The 14,018-nt window shown below is 61.8% G+C and carries 16 protein-coding genes and 1 tRNA gene; 9 read left to right on the top strand and 8 right to left on the bottom strand.

What is annotated here, in order from left to right:
• Positions 1 to 73 precede the first annotated feature (73 nt).
• From AC5QPF_RS26950 to AC5QPF_RS26920, 7 genes are all read right to left on the bottom strand, one after another.
• The gene (locus tag AC5QPF_RS26950) at positions 74 to 997 is read right to left on the bottom strand and encodes a FecR domain-containing protein (protein WP_494960683.1); all 924 of its coding nucleotides are present in this window, start codon (positions 995 to 997) and stop codon (positions 74 to 76) included.
• Positions 997 to 1,500 carry a sigma-70 family RNA polymerase sigma factor gene (locus tag AC5QPF_RS26945; protein ID WP_458978961.1) on the bottom strand — a complete coding sequence of 168 codons (504 nt, stop codon included), beginning with the start codon at positions 1,498 to 1,500 and terminating at the stop codon, positions 997 to 999. Before AC5QPF_RS26945 ends, AC5QPF_RS26950 begins: the two co-directional genes overlap by 1 nt.
• Positions 1,501 to 1,758: 258 nt before the next feature.
• On the bottom strand, positions 1,759 to 2,001 hold the full coding sequence (locus tag AC5QPF_RS26940; RefSeq protein WP_494960682.1) for a hypothetical protein: 243 nt from the start codon (positions 1,999 to 2,001) through the stop codon (positions 1,759 to 1,761).
• A 433-nt stretch (positions 2,002 to 2,434) separates the two neighbouring features.
• Positions 2,435 to 2,878 (bottom strand): hypothetical protein, encoded by a 444-nt coding sequence (locus AC5QPF_RS26935; RefSeq protein WP_494960681.1) that lies wholly within the window; start codon positions 2,876 to 2,878, stop codon positions 2,435 to 2,437.
• 262 nt (positions 2,879 to 3,140) lie between these two features.
• The gene (locus AC5QPF_RS26930) at positions 3,141 to 3,524 is read right to left on the bottom strand and encodes an aegerolysin family protein (RefSeq protein ID WP_494960680.1); all 384 of its coding nucleotides are present in this window, start codon (positions 3,522 to 3,524) and stop codon (positions 3,141 to 3,143) included.
• A 93-nt stretch (positions 3,525 to 3,617) separates the two neighbouring features.
• Positions 3,618 to 3,836 (bottom strand): hypothetical protein, encoded by a 219-nt coding sequence (locus AC5QPF_RS26925; protein ID WP_494960679.1) that lies wholly within the window; start codon positions 3,834 to 3,836, stop codon positions 3,618 to 3,620.
• A 523-nt stretch (positions 3,837 to 4,359) separates the two neighbouring features.
• Positions 4,360 to 4,444, bottom strand: a tRNA-Leu gene (locus tag AC5QPF_RS26920).
• A 111-nt stretch (positions 4,445 to 4,555) separates the two neighbouring features.
• Here AC5QPF_RS26920 and queA point away from each other — a divergent pair.
• The 6 genes from queA to AC5QPF_RS26890 all read left to right on the top strand — a co-directional run bounded on the left by queA (position 4,556) and on the right by AC5QPF_RS26890 (position 10,648).
• Positions 4,556 to 5,605, top strand: a complete 1,050-nt coding sequence (gene queA, locus AC5QPF_RS26915) for a tRNA preQ1(34) S-adenosylmethionine ribosyltransferase-isomerase QueA (RefSeq protein ID WP_494960678.1) — start codon at positions 4,556 to 4,558, stop codon at positions 5,603 to 5,605.
• A gap of 14 nt (positions 5,606 to 5,619) precedes the next feature.
• On the top strand, positions 5,620 to 6,735 hold the full coding sequence (gene tgt / locus AC5QPF_RS26910; protein ID WP_178392087.1) for a tRNA guanosine(34) transglycosylase Tgt: 1,116 nt from the start codon (positions 5,620 to 5,622) through the stop codon (positions 6,733 to 6,735).
• 46 nt (positions 6,736 to 6,781) lie between these two features.
• Positions 6,782 to 7,123, top strand: a complete 342-nt coding sequence (gene yajC / locus AC5QPF_RS26905) for a preprotein translocase subunit YajC (RefSeq protein ID WP_494960677.1) — start codon at positions 6,782 to 6,784, stop codon at positions 7,121 to 7,123.
• A gap of 62 nt (positions 7,124 to 7,185) precedes the next feature.
• Positions 7,186 to 9,051, top strand: a complete 1,866-nt coding sequence (gene secD / locus AC5QPF_RS26900; RefSeq protein ID WP_494960676.1) for a protein translocase subunit SecD — start codon at positions 7,186 to 7,188, stop codon at positions 9,049 to 9,051.
• A gap of 9 nt (positions 9,052 to 9,060) precedes the next feature.
• Positions 9,061 to 9,972: a protein translocase subunit SecF gene (secF, locus tag AC5QPF_RS26895; RefSeq protein ID WP_494960675.1), complete on the top strand. Its 912-nt coding sequence runs from the start codon at positions 9,061 to 9,063 to the stop codon at positions 9,970 to 9,972.
• 118 nt (positions 9,973 to 10,090) lie between these two features.
• Positions 10,091 to 10,648: a glycine zipper 2TM domain-containing protein gene (locus AC5QPF_RS26890; protein WP_494960674.1), complete on the top strand. Its 558-nt coding sequence runs from the start codon at positions 10,091 to 10,093 to the stop codon at positions 10,646 to 10,648.
• Positions 10,649 to 10,830: 182 nt separating this feature from the next.
• Here the strand turns inward: AC5QPF_RS26890 and suhB are convergent, their stop codons facing one another.
• Positions 10,831 to 11,646 (bottom strand): type III secretion system regulator SuhB, encoded by an 816-nt coding sequence (gene suhB / locus AC5QPF_RS26885; RefSeq protein ID WP_042120846.1) that lies wholly within the window; start codon positions 11,644 to 11,646, stop codon positions 10,831 to 10,833.
• Between the two features lie 147 nt (positions 11,647 to 11,793).
• Here suhB and trmJ point away from each other — a divergent pair, with 147 nt between their 5' ends.
• The 3 genes from trmJ (at position 11,794) to iscR (ending at position 13,996) form a co-directional block, all read left to right on the top strand.
• A complete protein-coding gene (trmJ, locus tag AC5QPF_RS26880; protein ID WP_494960673.1) occupies positions 11,794 to 12,555 on the top strand; it encodes a tRNA (cytosine(32)/uridine(32)-2'-O)-methyltransferase TrmJ in 762 nt (253 codons plus the stop codon).
• Entirely contained in the window at positions 12,556 to 13,338 is a 783-nt protein-coding gene (cysE, locus tag AC5QPF_RS26875) for a serine O-acetyltransferase (RefSeq protein ID WP_494960672.1), read from the top strand.
• Between the two features lie 166 nt (positions 13,339 to 13,504).
• Positions 13,505 to 13,996, top strand: coding sequence for a Fe-S cluster assembly transcriptional regulator IscR (iscR, locus tag AC5QPF_RS26870; RefSeq protein ID WP_316919270.1), 492 nt, complete (start codon positions 13,505 to 13,507; stop codon positions 13,994 to 13,996).
• The last annotated feature ends 22 nt before the right edge of the window (positions 13,997 to 14,018 follow it).

The following is a 14,018-nucleotide window of genomic DNA, read 5'->3' as shown; positions in this document are numbered from 1 at the left end:
CGAGGGATTGTCCTTATGTGTTGGCAGTTTCACAGACAAGGACTGACGACGACGGAAAAGGGGCCAATTCTCATTAACGCGGCGTGATGGTGACCCAGTAGCGGGTCCGGTAGCCGACCCGCACCGGCAGCGTGGCGGGCAGGGCGGCGAGGATCGCGTCGGTGTTGCCGAGCTGGAAGGTGCCGCTGATCAGCAGCGGCGCCACCGCGTCCTGGCAGCGCAGCCAGCCGCTGCGGTAGCGGCCCAGTTCGCCGAGGAAATCGCGCAGGGGCATTTCCTCGACGATGAGCTGGCCGCGGGTCCACTGGCTGTCCTGTTCGCGGGCGGGGGTGGTGCTGGATGGATTGCGGCCGTCGAAGAGGATTTGCTGGCCGGCGTCGACGCGCTGGTTGGTCGGTGTTACCAGCACTGCGCCTTCGAACACGCTCAACTGCGTGCGGCCGTCGCGCTGGCGGACCAGGAAGCGGGTGCCCAGGGCTTCCATCACGCCTTGTTCGCTGACTACGCGCAGTGGGCGATGCTGTGGGTCGTGGCCGCTGTCCACGAGGATTTCGCCGCGGCGCAGGGTGATCAGGCGCTGGTGGTCGTCGAAGTCCACGTCCACTGTGGTCTGGGTGTTGAGTTGCAGCACGGTGCCGTCTGCCAGCTCCAGGCGCTGGCGTTCACCGGTGGCGGTGCGGTAGTCCCCGGCCGGTGATACCTGGCGATAGCCCACGTAACCGGCGGGCGCGACAAGGGCCAGCACCAGCAGTTGCTTCATCACCTGGCGGCGTTCGCGGTTCAGCGTGCCCATGGCCAGTTGCGGCGGCAGCAGGCCGAGGCGGGCTTGTACCCGTTGCGCCTTCTGCCACGCGCGTTCGTGCTCCGGCGCGGCCGCACGCCAGCGGGCGCAGGCCTCGCGCTGGGTGGGGCTGGTGCCTGGGTCGAGCATCAGCATGTGCCAGCGGGCGGCTTGCCGGGCGACTTCGGGGGCGATGCGGGCGGGTTCGGCGGACATCAGAAATCGTCGTCACAGAGGATGCAGGCTTCGAGGGCGTTGGCCATGTGGCGCTTCACGGTGCGTTCGCCGATTCCCAGGCGCTGGGCGACCTGCACGTAGGTCAGGCCCTCCAGTTGCACCAGCAGGAAGACCGAGCGCACGACGGGTTTGAAGGTGTCGAGGAGGGCGTCCAGTTGCTGCAGGGTTTCCCGCAGGCAGTAGTGATCTTCCTCCGAGAGCGCGAAGACCTCGGGCAGTTGCGCGAGCATTTCCAGATAGGCGCGTTCCAGGGACTGGCGGCGGAAATGGTCGTAGACCAGGCGGCGGCTGACGGTGGCGAGGTAGGCGCGGGGTTTCTCGAGGCTGAGGCGGGCACCGGCCTTTTGCTGGGCCTGGAGGATGCGCAGAAAGGTGTCCTGTGCCAGATCTGCCGCCTGGGCAGAGCAACCGAGGCGGCGGTAAAGCCACTGCTTGAGCCAGCTGTTGTGCTCGGCGTAGACCTGACTCAGATCGTCATGCATCGCGTGCAGTCCTCGGTTTGGATGGCGGCACGTTAATTGATAACGATTATCAAATCAATTCGTGATGTGACGAGTTGATGTAGTTGGTTTTGCGGAATGAATCACGATCGAGTGAGCGGCGCGATCGGTGTGGGAGCGGGTTCACCCGCGATCGGCGGCGAAGCCGTCGTAAAACCTGAATCCCTAATTTCCCTGACACCCTTGAGATCCGGAAGCCACAGAGCCCCACTGCGGACCATGCCCGCAGTGGGGCTCGCCTCAGATCGGAACGGTCATCGTGGTTTTCGCCTGGGCTAGCGTGAGCATCGCTTTGCTGACGCGCAGAAAGCGAATCGCATCGGCGAGACGGATCTGGTCGATGGTGGTGGGTTGGGAAGGCAAGAGTTTCAGCACCGCGATCGCGTCGGCGAGGTAGCTTTCTGAGTGACCGATGGCTTCATGGTGAGAAAGGTTGGGTCCGACACAAAGGATCGGGGGTGGATCGGGGACGATTTTATTCATAGTGGTTCTCCTGTGGTGAATCGGCGTCGCCACATTTCGCCGCTAAACGAAGGGTGGCGACTGTACGAGGGTTAGCAGACCGAGACACAGGAGAAACCCGGCGCACCACAGGGTGCCCACACGTACAGCCGCCATAACAGGAGCTGGTGCGAACCGGTGTGTTCGGACTGCTAATCCGGTCGTTGATTTGGCAACGACCGACGGAGATTAGGCAGCGTTTCCACAGGACGCAACCGCCAGGCGGGGTTGGGGAGTATGCTTGGGAAATTGCCTACAAGAAAGCCGGAAATGGGGGAAGTTTCGTAGCTGTATGCGACAGGTTCCCGCATATCGAAAGCATTCCGCCGTAGGATCCAACTCGGAAGATGGTCACAAGTCGAGATGCTGAGCTTTTTGTCTGGACCTGATTACGGCGATTGCTTTAAACCGGTGCTCAGGTCCGTTCCCAACCTGAAAGCCGTTCTTTAGAAATCCGAACCGCCTCTGTAGAAAATACTGTCGGGTATCTGAGAATGACCGCTTCAAACGCGAAATCTCCTAGACCCATCTCGAGCAGTGCTTTGTACCCTTGGGTTTCTATCGGACGACACACTGCTCGATTGACAGACTCGACAATCCCGTGCCTCTCAATCATCTGCCATGTGCGAGTAGCGCGAGTTTTCTTTCCGTTCTTGGCACGTAAGGTTTCCTCATATGCGTAGATGGCTTGCAGCGCTTCCTTCTCCGCTTGAGTAGAGGCGCCGTATGATTCTGCTCGGAGCTCTGTGGCACGAAGGATCGCTTCATTAGCCAAGTCTTGGCGTCCCTTCTCAGTCGCGTTCTTTGCAAAAATCTCACACTTCTCGGGTGAGTCAATTTTCTTGATTCTGTCGTCCATAGATTCTGCCTAAACGCGCGCCACACTATTCGTATTTAAAGCTCGCGCTGCGTGCCAAGGAAATTCTGACTGCCTGCGCCAGGCGACAAGTTGATTGGAGCATTTCAATAATGCTACTCAGAAAGTGACCTCTTCAAGATATTCCCAGTATCGGTCGGGGCCGTGAAGCTCTATCGCAACCGTCAGCAGATCGATTGGAAATAACAAAGCCGCTCAGCGAGTGCCGGCGGCTTTTCCCAGTTGGGTAGGCGTGTCTGCAGCCTTACTTTTTGGCGATCTTGAACGTCACACTGGAGTTATCACCCGCGCCTCCACGATAGGAAACATTGATCGCATCGCTGTTTGTATGGATATCGTAGGTGTTGGTTCCGACAAACGGGTCGTTCCAATGGATCCTGATGTAGAAGATTTCTTCGACAGCCGCATCGTAGAACGCGTAGATGCAGTGTCCCTCCGTACCGGTAGCCAGCCCGTCGGATTCGCTTTGCCATTCGCCCTTGCCAGGTACGCCCCTGTCCGCCTTCGGGATTTTCAGCGGCGGCATGGTGGTCCAGATTCCGTGGTCGAGGACCTGAGATTCCGGGGTGATTGTCAGGGAAGTGTCCAGGTAGTTCTCAAAATGGACTTCAACGCTTCTTGCAGCCATTGGCATAGATCCTTGTCGTAAACACTATGTTCGTGGGAACGAGGTCGAGTTCAGCGAAGGAATGGGACGACGCTGATTCCTCTGGGTCGTAAATCAGTTCTTGCCAGCGTTCAGCTTACGCAGCTCTTCATAAGTAGCCGATTGAACAAACCAGAACCCGGAAACGATGCACCACGTCAGCGTGCCAGCCACGAAAATCCCGAGCGCTGGCAGGAACCCGCTGGTGAAGAGCGCGACGATGGAGAACAGCCAGATGACGCCGAGAGAGATGTAGAGGACAGTGTTGTTGACGCTGATGACGAAGTCTTTCATGGGGGTATTCCTTTACTGAGTGATTGATTCGGGTCCTTCCGGGTATGGGGCGATGCTAGCACATTGCTGGTATTTGTTTTGGATTGGTGGGAAGCCGGGTGCCGCTTTGCGGTGCTTCGCAAGCAACGCTTAACTCAATGATTTGGCGGGGACCTGGGAGCGGTTTTACCCGCGATTCGGTAGTGAATTCACCGACGCAATCGCGGGTGAACCCGCTCCCACAAGGTCCGCGTCGAGCTCTCGACCTATGTTCTCTGTGAGGCAGAGAAGCCCACAGGGTTGGGTGGACTTCCACAAGGACAGGGGCATGCAGGTGAGGACTGGTAGGGAGGGTATGACGGGGAGGGCTTGGTGGAGATCTCTGGGTGTCAGGTCGAGCCGGGACTCAGGTTTTACGACGGCTTCGCCGCCGATCGCGGATGAATCCGCTCCTACACCGATATGCGTCGCTTGGATGATTTCAATTCAGTCCCAAATCCCAGGCACAAAAAAGCCGACTAAAAAGTCGGCTTTTTCTGGATCTTGGTGCCCCGAGGGAGACTCGAACTCCCACTCCTTTCGAAAACGGATTTTGAATCCGCCGCGTCTACCAATTCCGCCATCAGGGCTTGTGGCGGCGCAGTATAAAGAGGCCCCTACCGTTGGTCAATCAGCTTTCATGGTCAATTTTTCCGCTTTCGGCTAAACTTCCCGGCCCTGTCGAACCCGTACCCATTGCCATGCGCGTCGCCGATTTTTCCTTCGAACTCCCCGATTCCCTGATCGCCCGCCATCCCCTGGCCGAACGCCGGGCGAGCCGGCTGCTGGTCCTCGATGGCCCGAGCGGCGCCCTGGCGCACCGGCATTTCGGTGATCTGCTGGAATACCTGCGCCCCGGCGACCTGATGGTGTTCAACAACACCCGGGTCATCCCGGCCCGCCTGTTCGGCCAGAAAGCCTCCGGCGGCAAGCTGGAAATCCTCGTCGAACGCGTGCTGGACAGCCATCGCGTCCTCGCCCACGTGCGCGCCAGCAAGGCGCCCAAGCCAGGCACGCAGATCCTCATCGACGGCGGCGGCGAAGCGGAAATGGTGGCGCGCCACGAGACCCTGTTCGAACTGCGCTTCGCCGAGGACGTGCTGCCGCTGCTGGACCGCGTCGGCCACATGCCGCTGCCTCCTTATATAGACCGCCCCGATGAGGGCGCTGACCGCGAGCGTTACCAGACGGTCTACGCCGAGCGCGCCGGTGCCGTGGCGGCACCCACTGCGGGTCTGCACTTCGACGAGGACCTGCTGGCGAAGATCGCCGAGAAGGGCGTCGACACCGCCTTCGTCACCCTGCACGTCGGCGCCGGCACCTTCCAGCCGGTGCGCGTCGAGCGCATCGAAGACCACCACATGCACAAGGAATGGCTGGAAGTCGGCCAGGATGTGGTGGACGCCGTGGCCGCCTGCCGGGCCCGCGGTGGTCGCGTGGTCGCCGTGGGCACCACCAGCGTGCGCTCCCTGGAAAGCGCGGCGCGGGATGGGGTGCTCAAGCCGTTCAGCGGCGACACCGATATCTTCATCTTCCCGGGCCGGCCGTTCCATGTGGTCGATGCCCTGGTCACCAACTTCCACCTGCCCGAGTCCACGCTGCTGATGCTGGTTTCGGCCTTCGCCGGTTACCCGGAAACCATGGCCGCCTACGCCGCCGCCGTGGACAACGGGTACCGCTTCTTCAGTTACGGTGATGCCATGTTCATCACCCGCAATCCGGCGCCACGCGGCCCCGAGGATCAAGCATGAGTCGCACCTGTCGTATGTCCTTCGAGTTGCTGGCCACCGACGGCAAGGCCCGTCGCGGCCGCCTGACCTTCCCCCGTGGCACCGTGGAAACCCCGGCCTTCATGCCGGTGGGCACCTATGGCACGGTCAAGGGCATGCTGCCACGGGACATCGAGGCCATCGGCGCCGAGATGATCCTCGGCAACACCTTCCACCTGTGGCTGCGCCCGGGCACCGAGGTGATCAAGGCCCACGGCGACCTGCACGATTTCATGCAGTGGAAAGGCCCGATCCTCACCGACTCGGGTGGTTTCCAGGTGTTCAGCCTGGGCGCCATGCGCAAGATCAAGGAGGAGGGCGTGACCTTCGCCTCCCCGGTAGACGGCTCGAAAGTGTTCATGGGCCCGGAAGAGTCGATGCAGGTCCAGCGCGACCTGGGCTCCGACGTGGTGATGATCTTCGACGAATGCACCCCGTACCCGGCCGACGAGGACGTGGCGCGCGTGTCCATGGAGCTGTCGCTGCGCTGGGCCCAGCGCTCGAAGAACGCCCACGGCGACAACACCGCGGCGCTGTTCGGCATCGTCCAGGGCGGCATGCACCAGGACCTGCGCATGCGGTCCCTGGAAGGCCTGGACAAGATCGGCTTCGACGGCCTGGCCATCGGCGGCCTGTCGGTGGGCGAGCCCAAGCACGAGATGATCAAGGTGCTGGACTACCTGCCCGGCCAGATGCCGGCTGACAAACCTCGTTACCTTATGGGTGTTGGCAAGCCAGAGGATCTTGTGGAGGGTGTGCGCCGCGGTGTCGACATGTTCGATTGCGTGATGCCGACTCGTAACGCGAGGAATGGTCATCTGTTTATCGATACCGGCGTGCTGAAAATCCGCAACGCGTTCCATCGTCACGATGATTCGCCCCTGGATCCGACCTGCGACTGCTACACCTGCCAGAACTTCTCCCGTGCCTATCTGCACCACCTGGATAAATGCGGGGAAATGCTCGGCGCCATGTTGAATACAATCCATAACTTGCGTCATTACCAGCGCTTGATGGCTGGTTTGCGCGAGGCTATTCAACAGGGTACATTGGCCGCCTTTGTCGACGCCTTTTACGCCAAACGCGGACTTCCCGTACCGCCTTTGGATTGATGTTCTGTCATCCGACAAATACAACTTCTGCAAACTGGAGTGCTAAATGAGCTTTCTGATCCCTGCCGCTTACGCGGACGCCGCAGCCCCTGCCGCTGCTGCCGGCCCGGCCGGTACCGGTTTCGAATGGATCTTCCTGGTCGGTTTCCTGGTCATCTTCTACCTGATGATCTGGCGTCCACAGGCCAAACGTGCCAAAGAGCAGAAAAACCTGCTGGGTAGCCTGCAAAAGGGTGACGAAGTCGTCACCAACGGCGGCATCGCCGGCAAGATCGTCAAGGTCAGCGATGACTTCGTGGTTCTGGAAGTGTCCGACTCGGTCGAACTGAAGTTCCAGAAGGGCGCCATCGCGGCCACCCTGCCGAAGGGCACGCTGAAAGCGATCTGAGTTACGTTTTTCACCAATCGACGGGGCGCGCAAGGCGCCCCGCGTCTTGAACGGGCGGCGTGATGCTGAACAAAACTCCTCTATGGAAATACGCACTGATCCTGGTCGTACTGGTGATCGGTTTTATTTATTCCGCTCCCAACCTCTATCCTGACGACCCGGCAGTGCAAGTCAGCGGCGCGAGCACCGCGCTGCAGGTCAGCCAGGCCGATCTGGATCGCGCCAGCAAGGCGCTGACCGATGCAGGGATTGCAGTCAAGGGCGCCAGCCTGGGCGTGAACGGCAAGGGTGCTTTGCTGCGCCTGACCAAGCAGGAAGACCAGCTTCCGGCCAAGGACGTTGTGCGCAAGGCACTGGGCGATGACTACGTGGTGGCGCTGAACCTGGCCCCGACCACTCCGCAATGGCTGCGTAACCTCGGGGCACACCCGATGAAGCTGGGCCTGGACCTGTCCGGTGGTGTGCACTTCCTGCTGGAAGTGGACATGGACAAGGCCATGAGCGCGCGCCTGAAAGTCTACGAAGGCGAAGTGAAGAGCCTTCTGCGCAAGGAAAAAGTCCGCTACCGCAGCCTGCCGCAGCAGGATGGTGGCATCCAGCTGGGCTTCTCCGACGACGCGACCCGCGAGCAGGCTCGCAGCCTGATCCGCAAGAATTTCAACGATTTCGAGCTGACCACCACCGAGCGTAACGAGCTGTCGGTGCTGCGTCTGGCCATCGCCCCGGCGAAGATCACGGAAATCCGTGAATACGCCATCAAGCAGAACCTGACCACGGTACGTAACCGCGTCAACGAGCTGGGCGTCGCTGAACCGCTGGTACAGCGCCAGGGTGCCAACCGCATCGTGGTCGAGCTGCCGGGCGTGCAGGACACTGCCGAAGCCAAGCGTATCCTCGGCAAGACCGCCAACCTGGAATTCCGCCTGGGCGCCGAGCCTGGTGCGTCCAAAGCCACCACCGAGCAGTTCGAGTTCCGTGAAGGCGGGCGTTCGGCCCTGGTCGAGCGTGGCCTGATCATCACCGGTGACCAGGTTACCGACGCCCAGGCCAGCTACGACGAGCACGGCCGTCCGCAGGTGAACATCCGTCTCGATGGCCACGGCGGCGAGCTGATGAGCCGCGCGACCCGCAGCAACGTCGGTCGCAGCATGGCGGTGATCTTCATCGAGCAGCGTCCGATCACCCGTTACGAGAAGCAGACGGTGGACGGCGTCGAGAAGGATGTGGCGATCCAGACCTTCCAGGAAGAGAAGAAGATCATCAGCCTGGCGACCATCCAGTCGCCGCTGGGCAGCCAGTTCCGCATCACCGGCCTGAACGGCCAGGGTGAATCGTCCGAGCTGGCCCTGCTGCTGCGTGCCGGTGGCCTGGCCGCGCCGATGTACTTCGCTGAAGAGCGCACCATCGGCCCGAGCCTGGGTGCCGACAACATCACCAAGGGTATCGATGCTTCCCTGTGGGGCATGCTGTTCGTCTCGCTGTTCATCATCGCCATCTACCGCTTCTTCGGCCTGATCGCTACTGTCGCCCTGGCGGGCAACATGGTCCTGCTGCTGGCGCTGATGTCGTTGCTGGGTGCGACCCTGACCCTGCCGGGTATCGCCGGTATCGTGCTGACCATGGGCATGGCGGTGGACGCCAACGTGCTGATCTTCTCGCGGATCCGCGAGGAGCTGGCCAACGGCATGTCCGCGCAGCGCGCCATCCACGAAGGTTTCGACCGCGCCTACACGGCGATCCTCGACGCCAACCTGACCACCCTGCTGGTGGGCGGCATCCTCTTCGCCATGGGCACCGGCCCGGTGAAGGGCTTCGCTGTCACCATGTCGCTGGGTATCTTCACCTCGATGTTCACCGCCATTCTGGTTACCCGTGCGATCGTCAACTCGATCTACGGTGGGCGTGACATCAAGAAGCTGTGGGTTTAAGGGGCTGCCATGCTACGTACGATCAACTTCATGGGCGTGCGCAACGTTGCGTTCGCCGTCACCATGCTCCTTACCGTGCTGGCCTTGGGCAGCTGGTTCTACAAGGGTCTGAACTTCGGCCTGGACTTCACCGGCGGTACGCTCATCGAGCTGACCTACGAGCGTCCGGCCGACCTGGGCCAGGTTCGTGAAGAGCTGGTCAAGTCCGGCTTCCACGAGGCCGTGGTGCAGAGCTTCGGCGCCACCACCGATCTGCTGGTGCGCATGCCGGGCGATGATCCGCAACTGGGTAACAAGGTTGCCGCGGCGCTGAAACAGGTGGGCGGCGACAACCCGGCCACGGTCAAGCGCGTCGAGTTCGTCGGTCCGCAGGTGGGTGAGGAACTGCGCGACCAGGGCGGCCTCGGCATGCTCCTGGCGCTGGGCGGGATCCTGATCTACCTGGCCTTCCGCTTCCAGTGGAAGTTTGCCGTGGGCGCGATCGTCTCGCTGATCCACGACGTGGTGGTGACCATGGGCATCCTGTCGTTCTTCCAGATCACCTTCGACCTGACGGTACTGGCGGCGGTGCTGGCGATCATCGGCTACTCGCTCAACGACACCATCGTCGTGTTCGACCGGGTCCGCGAGAACTTCCGCGTGCTGCGCAAGGCGTCGCTGATCGAGAACATCAACATCTCGACCACCCAGACCCTGCTGCGTACCGTGGCCACCTCGGTGTCGACCCTGCTGGCCATCGCTGCCCTGTTGATCTTCGGCGGCGACAACCTGTACGGCTTCTCCCTGGCGCTGTTCATCGGTGTTCTGGCGGGTACCTACTCGTCGATCTACATCGCCAACGTGGTGCTGATCTGGCTGAACCTGACCAGTGAAGACCTGATTCCGCCGGCGAAAACCGACGGTGTGGACGACCGTCCATAAGGCTTTTTCCAACGCCGTTGGCGGAAGAGGAGGGCGCGAGTATTGAACTCGCGCCCTTTTTTTTGCTCCAAGGCTGGGAGAAGCGCGGTGAATTCCGCAGGTAAATCAGGAGGTTCACGTGAACAAGTCGATGCTCGTGGGTGCGGTACTGGGTGCTGTCGGTGTGACTGCCGGAGGTGCTGTGGCCACCTACAGCCTGGTCAACAATGGTCCGGAGTATGCCCAGGTCGTGGGCGTGCAACCGGTCAAGCAGACCGTCAAGACGCCACGGGAAGTCTGCAAGGACGTCACGGTCACCCGGCAGAAGCCGGTGCAGGACCAGCACCAGATCGCAGGGACCGTGGTCGGTGCACTGGCCGGTGGCCTGCTCGGTAACCAGATCGGCGGCGGCACCGGCAAGAAGATCGCCACGGTGGCCGGTGCAGTTGGCGGCGGCTATGCCGGCAACAAGGTGCAGGAGCACATGCAGAACAGCGATACGTACACCACCACCCAGACGCGCTGCAACACGGTGAATGACGTGAGCGAGAAGGTGGTTGGGTATGACGTGAAGTATTCGATTGGTGACAAGGTGGGTCAGGTGCGCATGGATCGTGATCCAGGCTCGCAGATCCCGCTGGACAAGCAGGGCAACCTGATTCTGGGTCAGGCCCAGCCGGGGCAGCCTGCTCAGTAAGTTGGTGTGGTTGATGGCCTCATCGCGGGCAACGCCTGCTCCCGCAAGGTCTGGCGGCGCACGCTATCCCTGTGGGAGCGGGCGTTGCCCGCGATGAGGCCGGTCCAGTCAACACAACGCTCCCTGAATTGCAGGCACAAAAAAAGCACCTCGAAAGGTGCTTTTTTCATTTCAGGCGAAACTCAGCGCTTTACCGAAGGCGGCAGGTGCGGCTGGATAGCGGTCAGCACAGCCTTGAAGCACTTGATGTTGCCGGCAACCACATGACCCTTCTCGAGGAAGTCATGGCCACCGGTGAAGTCGCTCACCAGGCCGCCCGCTTCCTGGATCAGCAGCGCGCCCGCAGCCATGTCCCACTCGGACAGGCCCGACTCCCAGAACGCATCGAAACGACCGGCAGCCACATAGGCCAGGTCGAGGCTGGCGGAACCGGCGCGGCGGATGCCGGCGGTCTGGCCGACCAGAGCGCGGAACATGCCCAGGTAGTTGTCCAGGTATTCCATCTGGTTGTCGCGGAACGGGAAGCCGGTACCCAGCAGGGCGCCTTCCAGGCTGGTGCGCGAGCTGACGCGCAGGCGACGGCCATTGAGCTGGGCGCCACGGCCACGGCTGGCGGTGAATTCTTCCTGGCGAACCGGGTCGAGGACCACGGCATGTTCCAGGCGGCCGCGGTATTTGCAGGCGATGCTGACAGCAAAGTGTGGAACGCCACGCAGGAAGTTGGTGGTGCCGTCCAGCGGATCGATGATCCACAGGTAGTCTTCACCTTCGCCGCTGCCGGCATGCAGACCAGTCTCTTCGCCCTGGATGGCGTGGGTTGGATACGCCTTGCGCAGCGCATCGATGATGACCTTCTCGGCTGCGCGGTCGACCTCGGAGACGTAGTCCTTGGCGTCCTTCTCATCAACCTTGATGGTATCCAGGCGTTCGATTGAGCGGAAAATCAGTTCGCTGGCGCTGCGGGCGGCGCGCAGCGCGATATTCAGCATGGGCTGCATGGACGTTTCACCTGAGATGTTAAAGAAAGCCGAACATTCTAACAGAAAACTTCCGGGGCAGAAGGGCAACATTTGCTTACGTGGCGTTACGCCCGTCGCTTCTGTAAGATTTGCTCCCCCCTGATTTGATGCCTGTGAGCGCCCGACGTGCTGGAAAATATTCGTGTCGTCCTGGTCTGTACCAGTCATCCCGGCAACATCGGCGGGGCTGCGCGTGCCATGAAGAACATGGGACTGTCGCGCCTCGTGCTGGTGGATCCGGCGGATTTCCCTTCCCCTGAAGCCAGTGCTCGCGCCTCTGGTGCCGACGATGTGCTGGTCGGCGCGCAAGTGGTCGCTTCCCTGGAGGACGCCCTGGTCGGCTGCACCCTGGTGGTCGGCACCAGCGCCCGCAGCCGCAGCCTGCCCTGGCCGATGCTCGACCCGCGCGAATGTGGCGCCGAAGCGGTCAAGCGCGCGGCGCAAGGCGAGCAGGTTGCGCTGGTCTTCGGTCGTGAACACGCCGGCCTGACCAACGACGAGCTGCAGCGATGTCACTACCACGTGCATATCCCCTCCAACCCGGACTTCAGCTCGCTGAACCTGGCGGCGGCGGTGCAGGTGCTGAGCTACGAAGTGCGCATGGCCTGGCTGGCTGGAACGCCGGCAACGGTCACGACGGACAAGGACGAGGCGGTCGAGGAATTGGCCACCATGGATGAAATGGAGCGGTTCTACGGCCACCTGGAAAGCACCCTGGTGCAGATCGGTTTCCTCGATCCGGCCAAACCCAAGCACCTGATGCCGCGACTGCGGCGCCTGTTCGGGCGCAGCGCGGTGAATCGTTCGGAAATGAGTATTTTGCGCGGCATCCTCACCGAAACCCAGAAAGCGGCCCGGGGCGATGCGCACAAGCGGAAGGATCAATAGATGTTCGAGCGTCTGCGTGAAGATATCCAAAGCGTTTTCCACCGTGACCCGGCGGCGCGCAATGCCTTCGAGGTGCTGACCTGCTACCCGGGGATGCACGCGATCTGGCTGCACCGCGCGGCGCACTGCCTGTGGAAGAAAGACTGGAAGTGGCTGGCCCGCCTGGTGTCCAACTTCGGGCGCTGGCTGACCGGCATCGAGATTCACCCTGGGGCCAAGGTCGGCCGGCGTTTCTTCATCGACCACGGCATGGGTATCGTCATCGGTGAAACCGCCGAGATCGGCGATGACGTCACCCTCTACCAGGGCGTGACCCTGGGCGGCACCAGCTGGAACAAGGGCAAGCGCCACCCGACCCTGGAGGACGGCGTGGTGGTGGGGGCGGGTGCCAAGGTGCTCGGCCCGTTCACCGTCGGCGCCGGGGCCAAGATCGGCTCCAACGCCGTGGTGACCAAGGCGGTACCGGCCGGTGCCACTGCGGTGGGTATTCCGGGGCGCATCATCGTCAAGAGCGATGGCGAGCAGGAAGCCCGGCGCAAGGCCATGGCCGAGAAGATCGGCTTCGATGCCTACGGCGTCAGCGAAGACATGCCGGACCCGGTGGCTCGCGCCATCGGTCAGTTGCTCGACCACCTGCAGGCGGTCGACGGTCGCCTGGAAGACATGTGCGGCGCCCTGACCAAGCTCGGCAGCGACTACTGCGCCAAGGAGCTGCCTGCCTTGCATGAAGAAGACTTCGCCTGCGTCAAAGGCGAGGTGCGAAGCGACGCGGCGACGCATTGACAGCCGTCCGGCACATTGGGGCGTGTGCTCACGCCCCGACTTTGCTATGATCTGCGCCGCCGTTCAGGCGCAAACCCGACTAAAGCAGTAGGTCTTATAGTTGACTTAAATGCTCGGGAATCGCATACTCGCACACATTCCGTAACCTCCGTGGTATCAAATAGCCATGCGACTGACTACCAAAGGCCGATACGCCGTGACTGCCATGCTCGACCTGGCACTGCACGCGCAAAATGGGCCGGTCTCCCTGGCCGACATCTCCGAGCGCCAAGGCATTTCCCTTTCCTATCTGGAACAGCTGTTCGCCAAGCTGCGCCGCAGCAACCTGGTGTCCAGCGTTCGCGGTCCAGGTGGCGGCTACCAGCTGTCGCGGACCATGGAAAGCATCCAGGTCGCCCAGGTCATCGATGCGGTCAATGAATCGGTCGATGCCACCCGTTGCCAGGGCCTCGGTGATTGCCATGCCGGCGATACCTGCCTGACCCACCACCTGTGGTGCGACCTGAGCGCACGGATCCACGAATTCCTCAGCGGAATCAGCCTGGCCGACCTCGTGACCCGCCGTGAGGTCCAGGAAGTCGCCCAGCGCCAGGACCTGCGTCGCATCGCCGGCCGTGCCCCGCATCTGGACAAGATTGAAACGTCCGCCGTCGAATAACCGTACCGACGAGCGACGCGCC

The sequence above is a fragment of the Pseudomonas sp. Con_6 genome, assembly GCF_059379395.1.
This window is presented reverse-complemented; position numbering and strand designations above follow the sequence as displayed.

What these genes read in the sequence shown, in the direction of transcription:
- AC5QPF_RS26950 (WP_494960683.1), bottom strand. Translation starts at nt 997, where the DNA reads ATGTCCGCCGAACCCGCCCGCATCGCCCCCGAAGTCGCCCGGCAAGCC.
- AC5QPF_RS26945 (WP_458978961.1), bottom strand. Translation starts at nt 1,500, where the DNA reads ATGCATGACGATCTGAGTCAGGTCTACGCCGAGCACAACAGCTGGCTC.
- AC5QPF_RS26940 (WP_494960682.1), bottom strand. Translation starts at nt 2,001, where the DNA reads ATGAATAAAATCGTCCCCGATCCACCCCCGATCCTTTGTGTCGGACCC.
- AC5QPF_RS26935 (WP_494960681.1), bottom strand. Translation starts at nt 2,878, where the DNA reads ATGGACGACAGAATCAAGAAAATTGACTCACCCGAGAAGTGTGAGATT.
- AC5QPF_RS26930 (WP_494960680.1), bottom strand. Translation starts at nt 3,524, where the DNA reads ATGGCTGCAAGAAGCGTTGAAGTCCATTTTGAGAACTACCTGGACACT.
- AC5QPF_RS26925 (WP_494960679.1), bottom strand. Translation starts at nt 3,836, where the DNA reads ATGAAAGACTTCGTCATCAGCGTCAACAACACTGTCCTCTACATCTCT.
- queA (WP_494960678.1), top strand. Translation starts at nt 4,556, where the DNA reads ATGCGCGTCGCCGATTTTTCCTTCGAACTCCCCGATTCCCTGATCGCC.
- tgt (WP_178392087.1), top strand. Translation starts at nt 5,620, where the DNA reads ATGTCCTTCGAGTTGCTGGCCACCGACGGCAAGGCCCGTCGCGGCCGC.
- yajC (WP_494960677.1), top strand. Translation starts at nt 6,782, where the DNA reads ATGAGCTTTCTGATCCCTGCCGCTTACGCGGACGCCGCAGCCCCTGCC.
- secD (WP_494960676.1), top strand. Translation starts at nt 7,186, where the DNA reads ATGCTGAACAAAACTCCTCTATGGAAATACGCACTGATCCTGGTCGTA.
- secF (WP_494960675.1), top strand. Translation starts at nt 9,061, where the DNA reads ATGCTACGTACGATCAACTTCATGGGCGTGCGCAACGTTGCGTTCGCC.
- suhB (WP_042120846.1), bottom strand. Translation starts at nt 11,646, where the DNA reads ATGCAGCCCATGCTGAATATCGCGCTGCGCGCCGCCCGCAGCGCCAGC.
- cysE (WP_494960672.1), top strand. Translation starts at nt 12,556, where the DNA reads ATGTTCGAGCGTCTGCGTGAAGATATCCAAAGCGTTTTCCACCGTGAC.
- iscR (WP_316919270.1), top strand. Translation starts at nt 13,505, where the DNA reads ATGCGACTGACTACCAAAGGCCGATACGCCGTGACTGCCATGCTCGAC.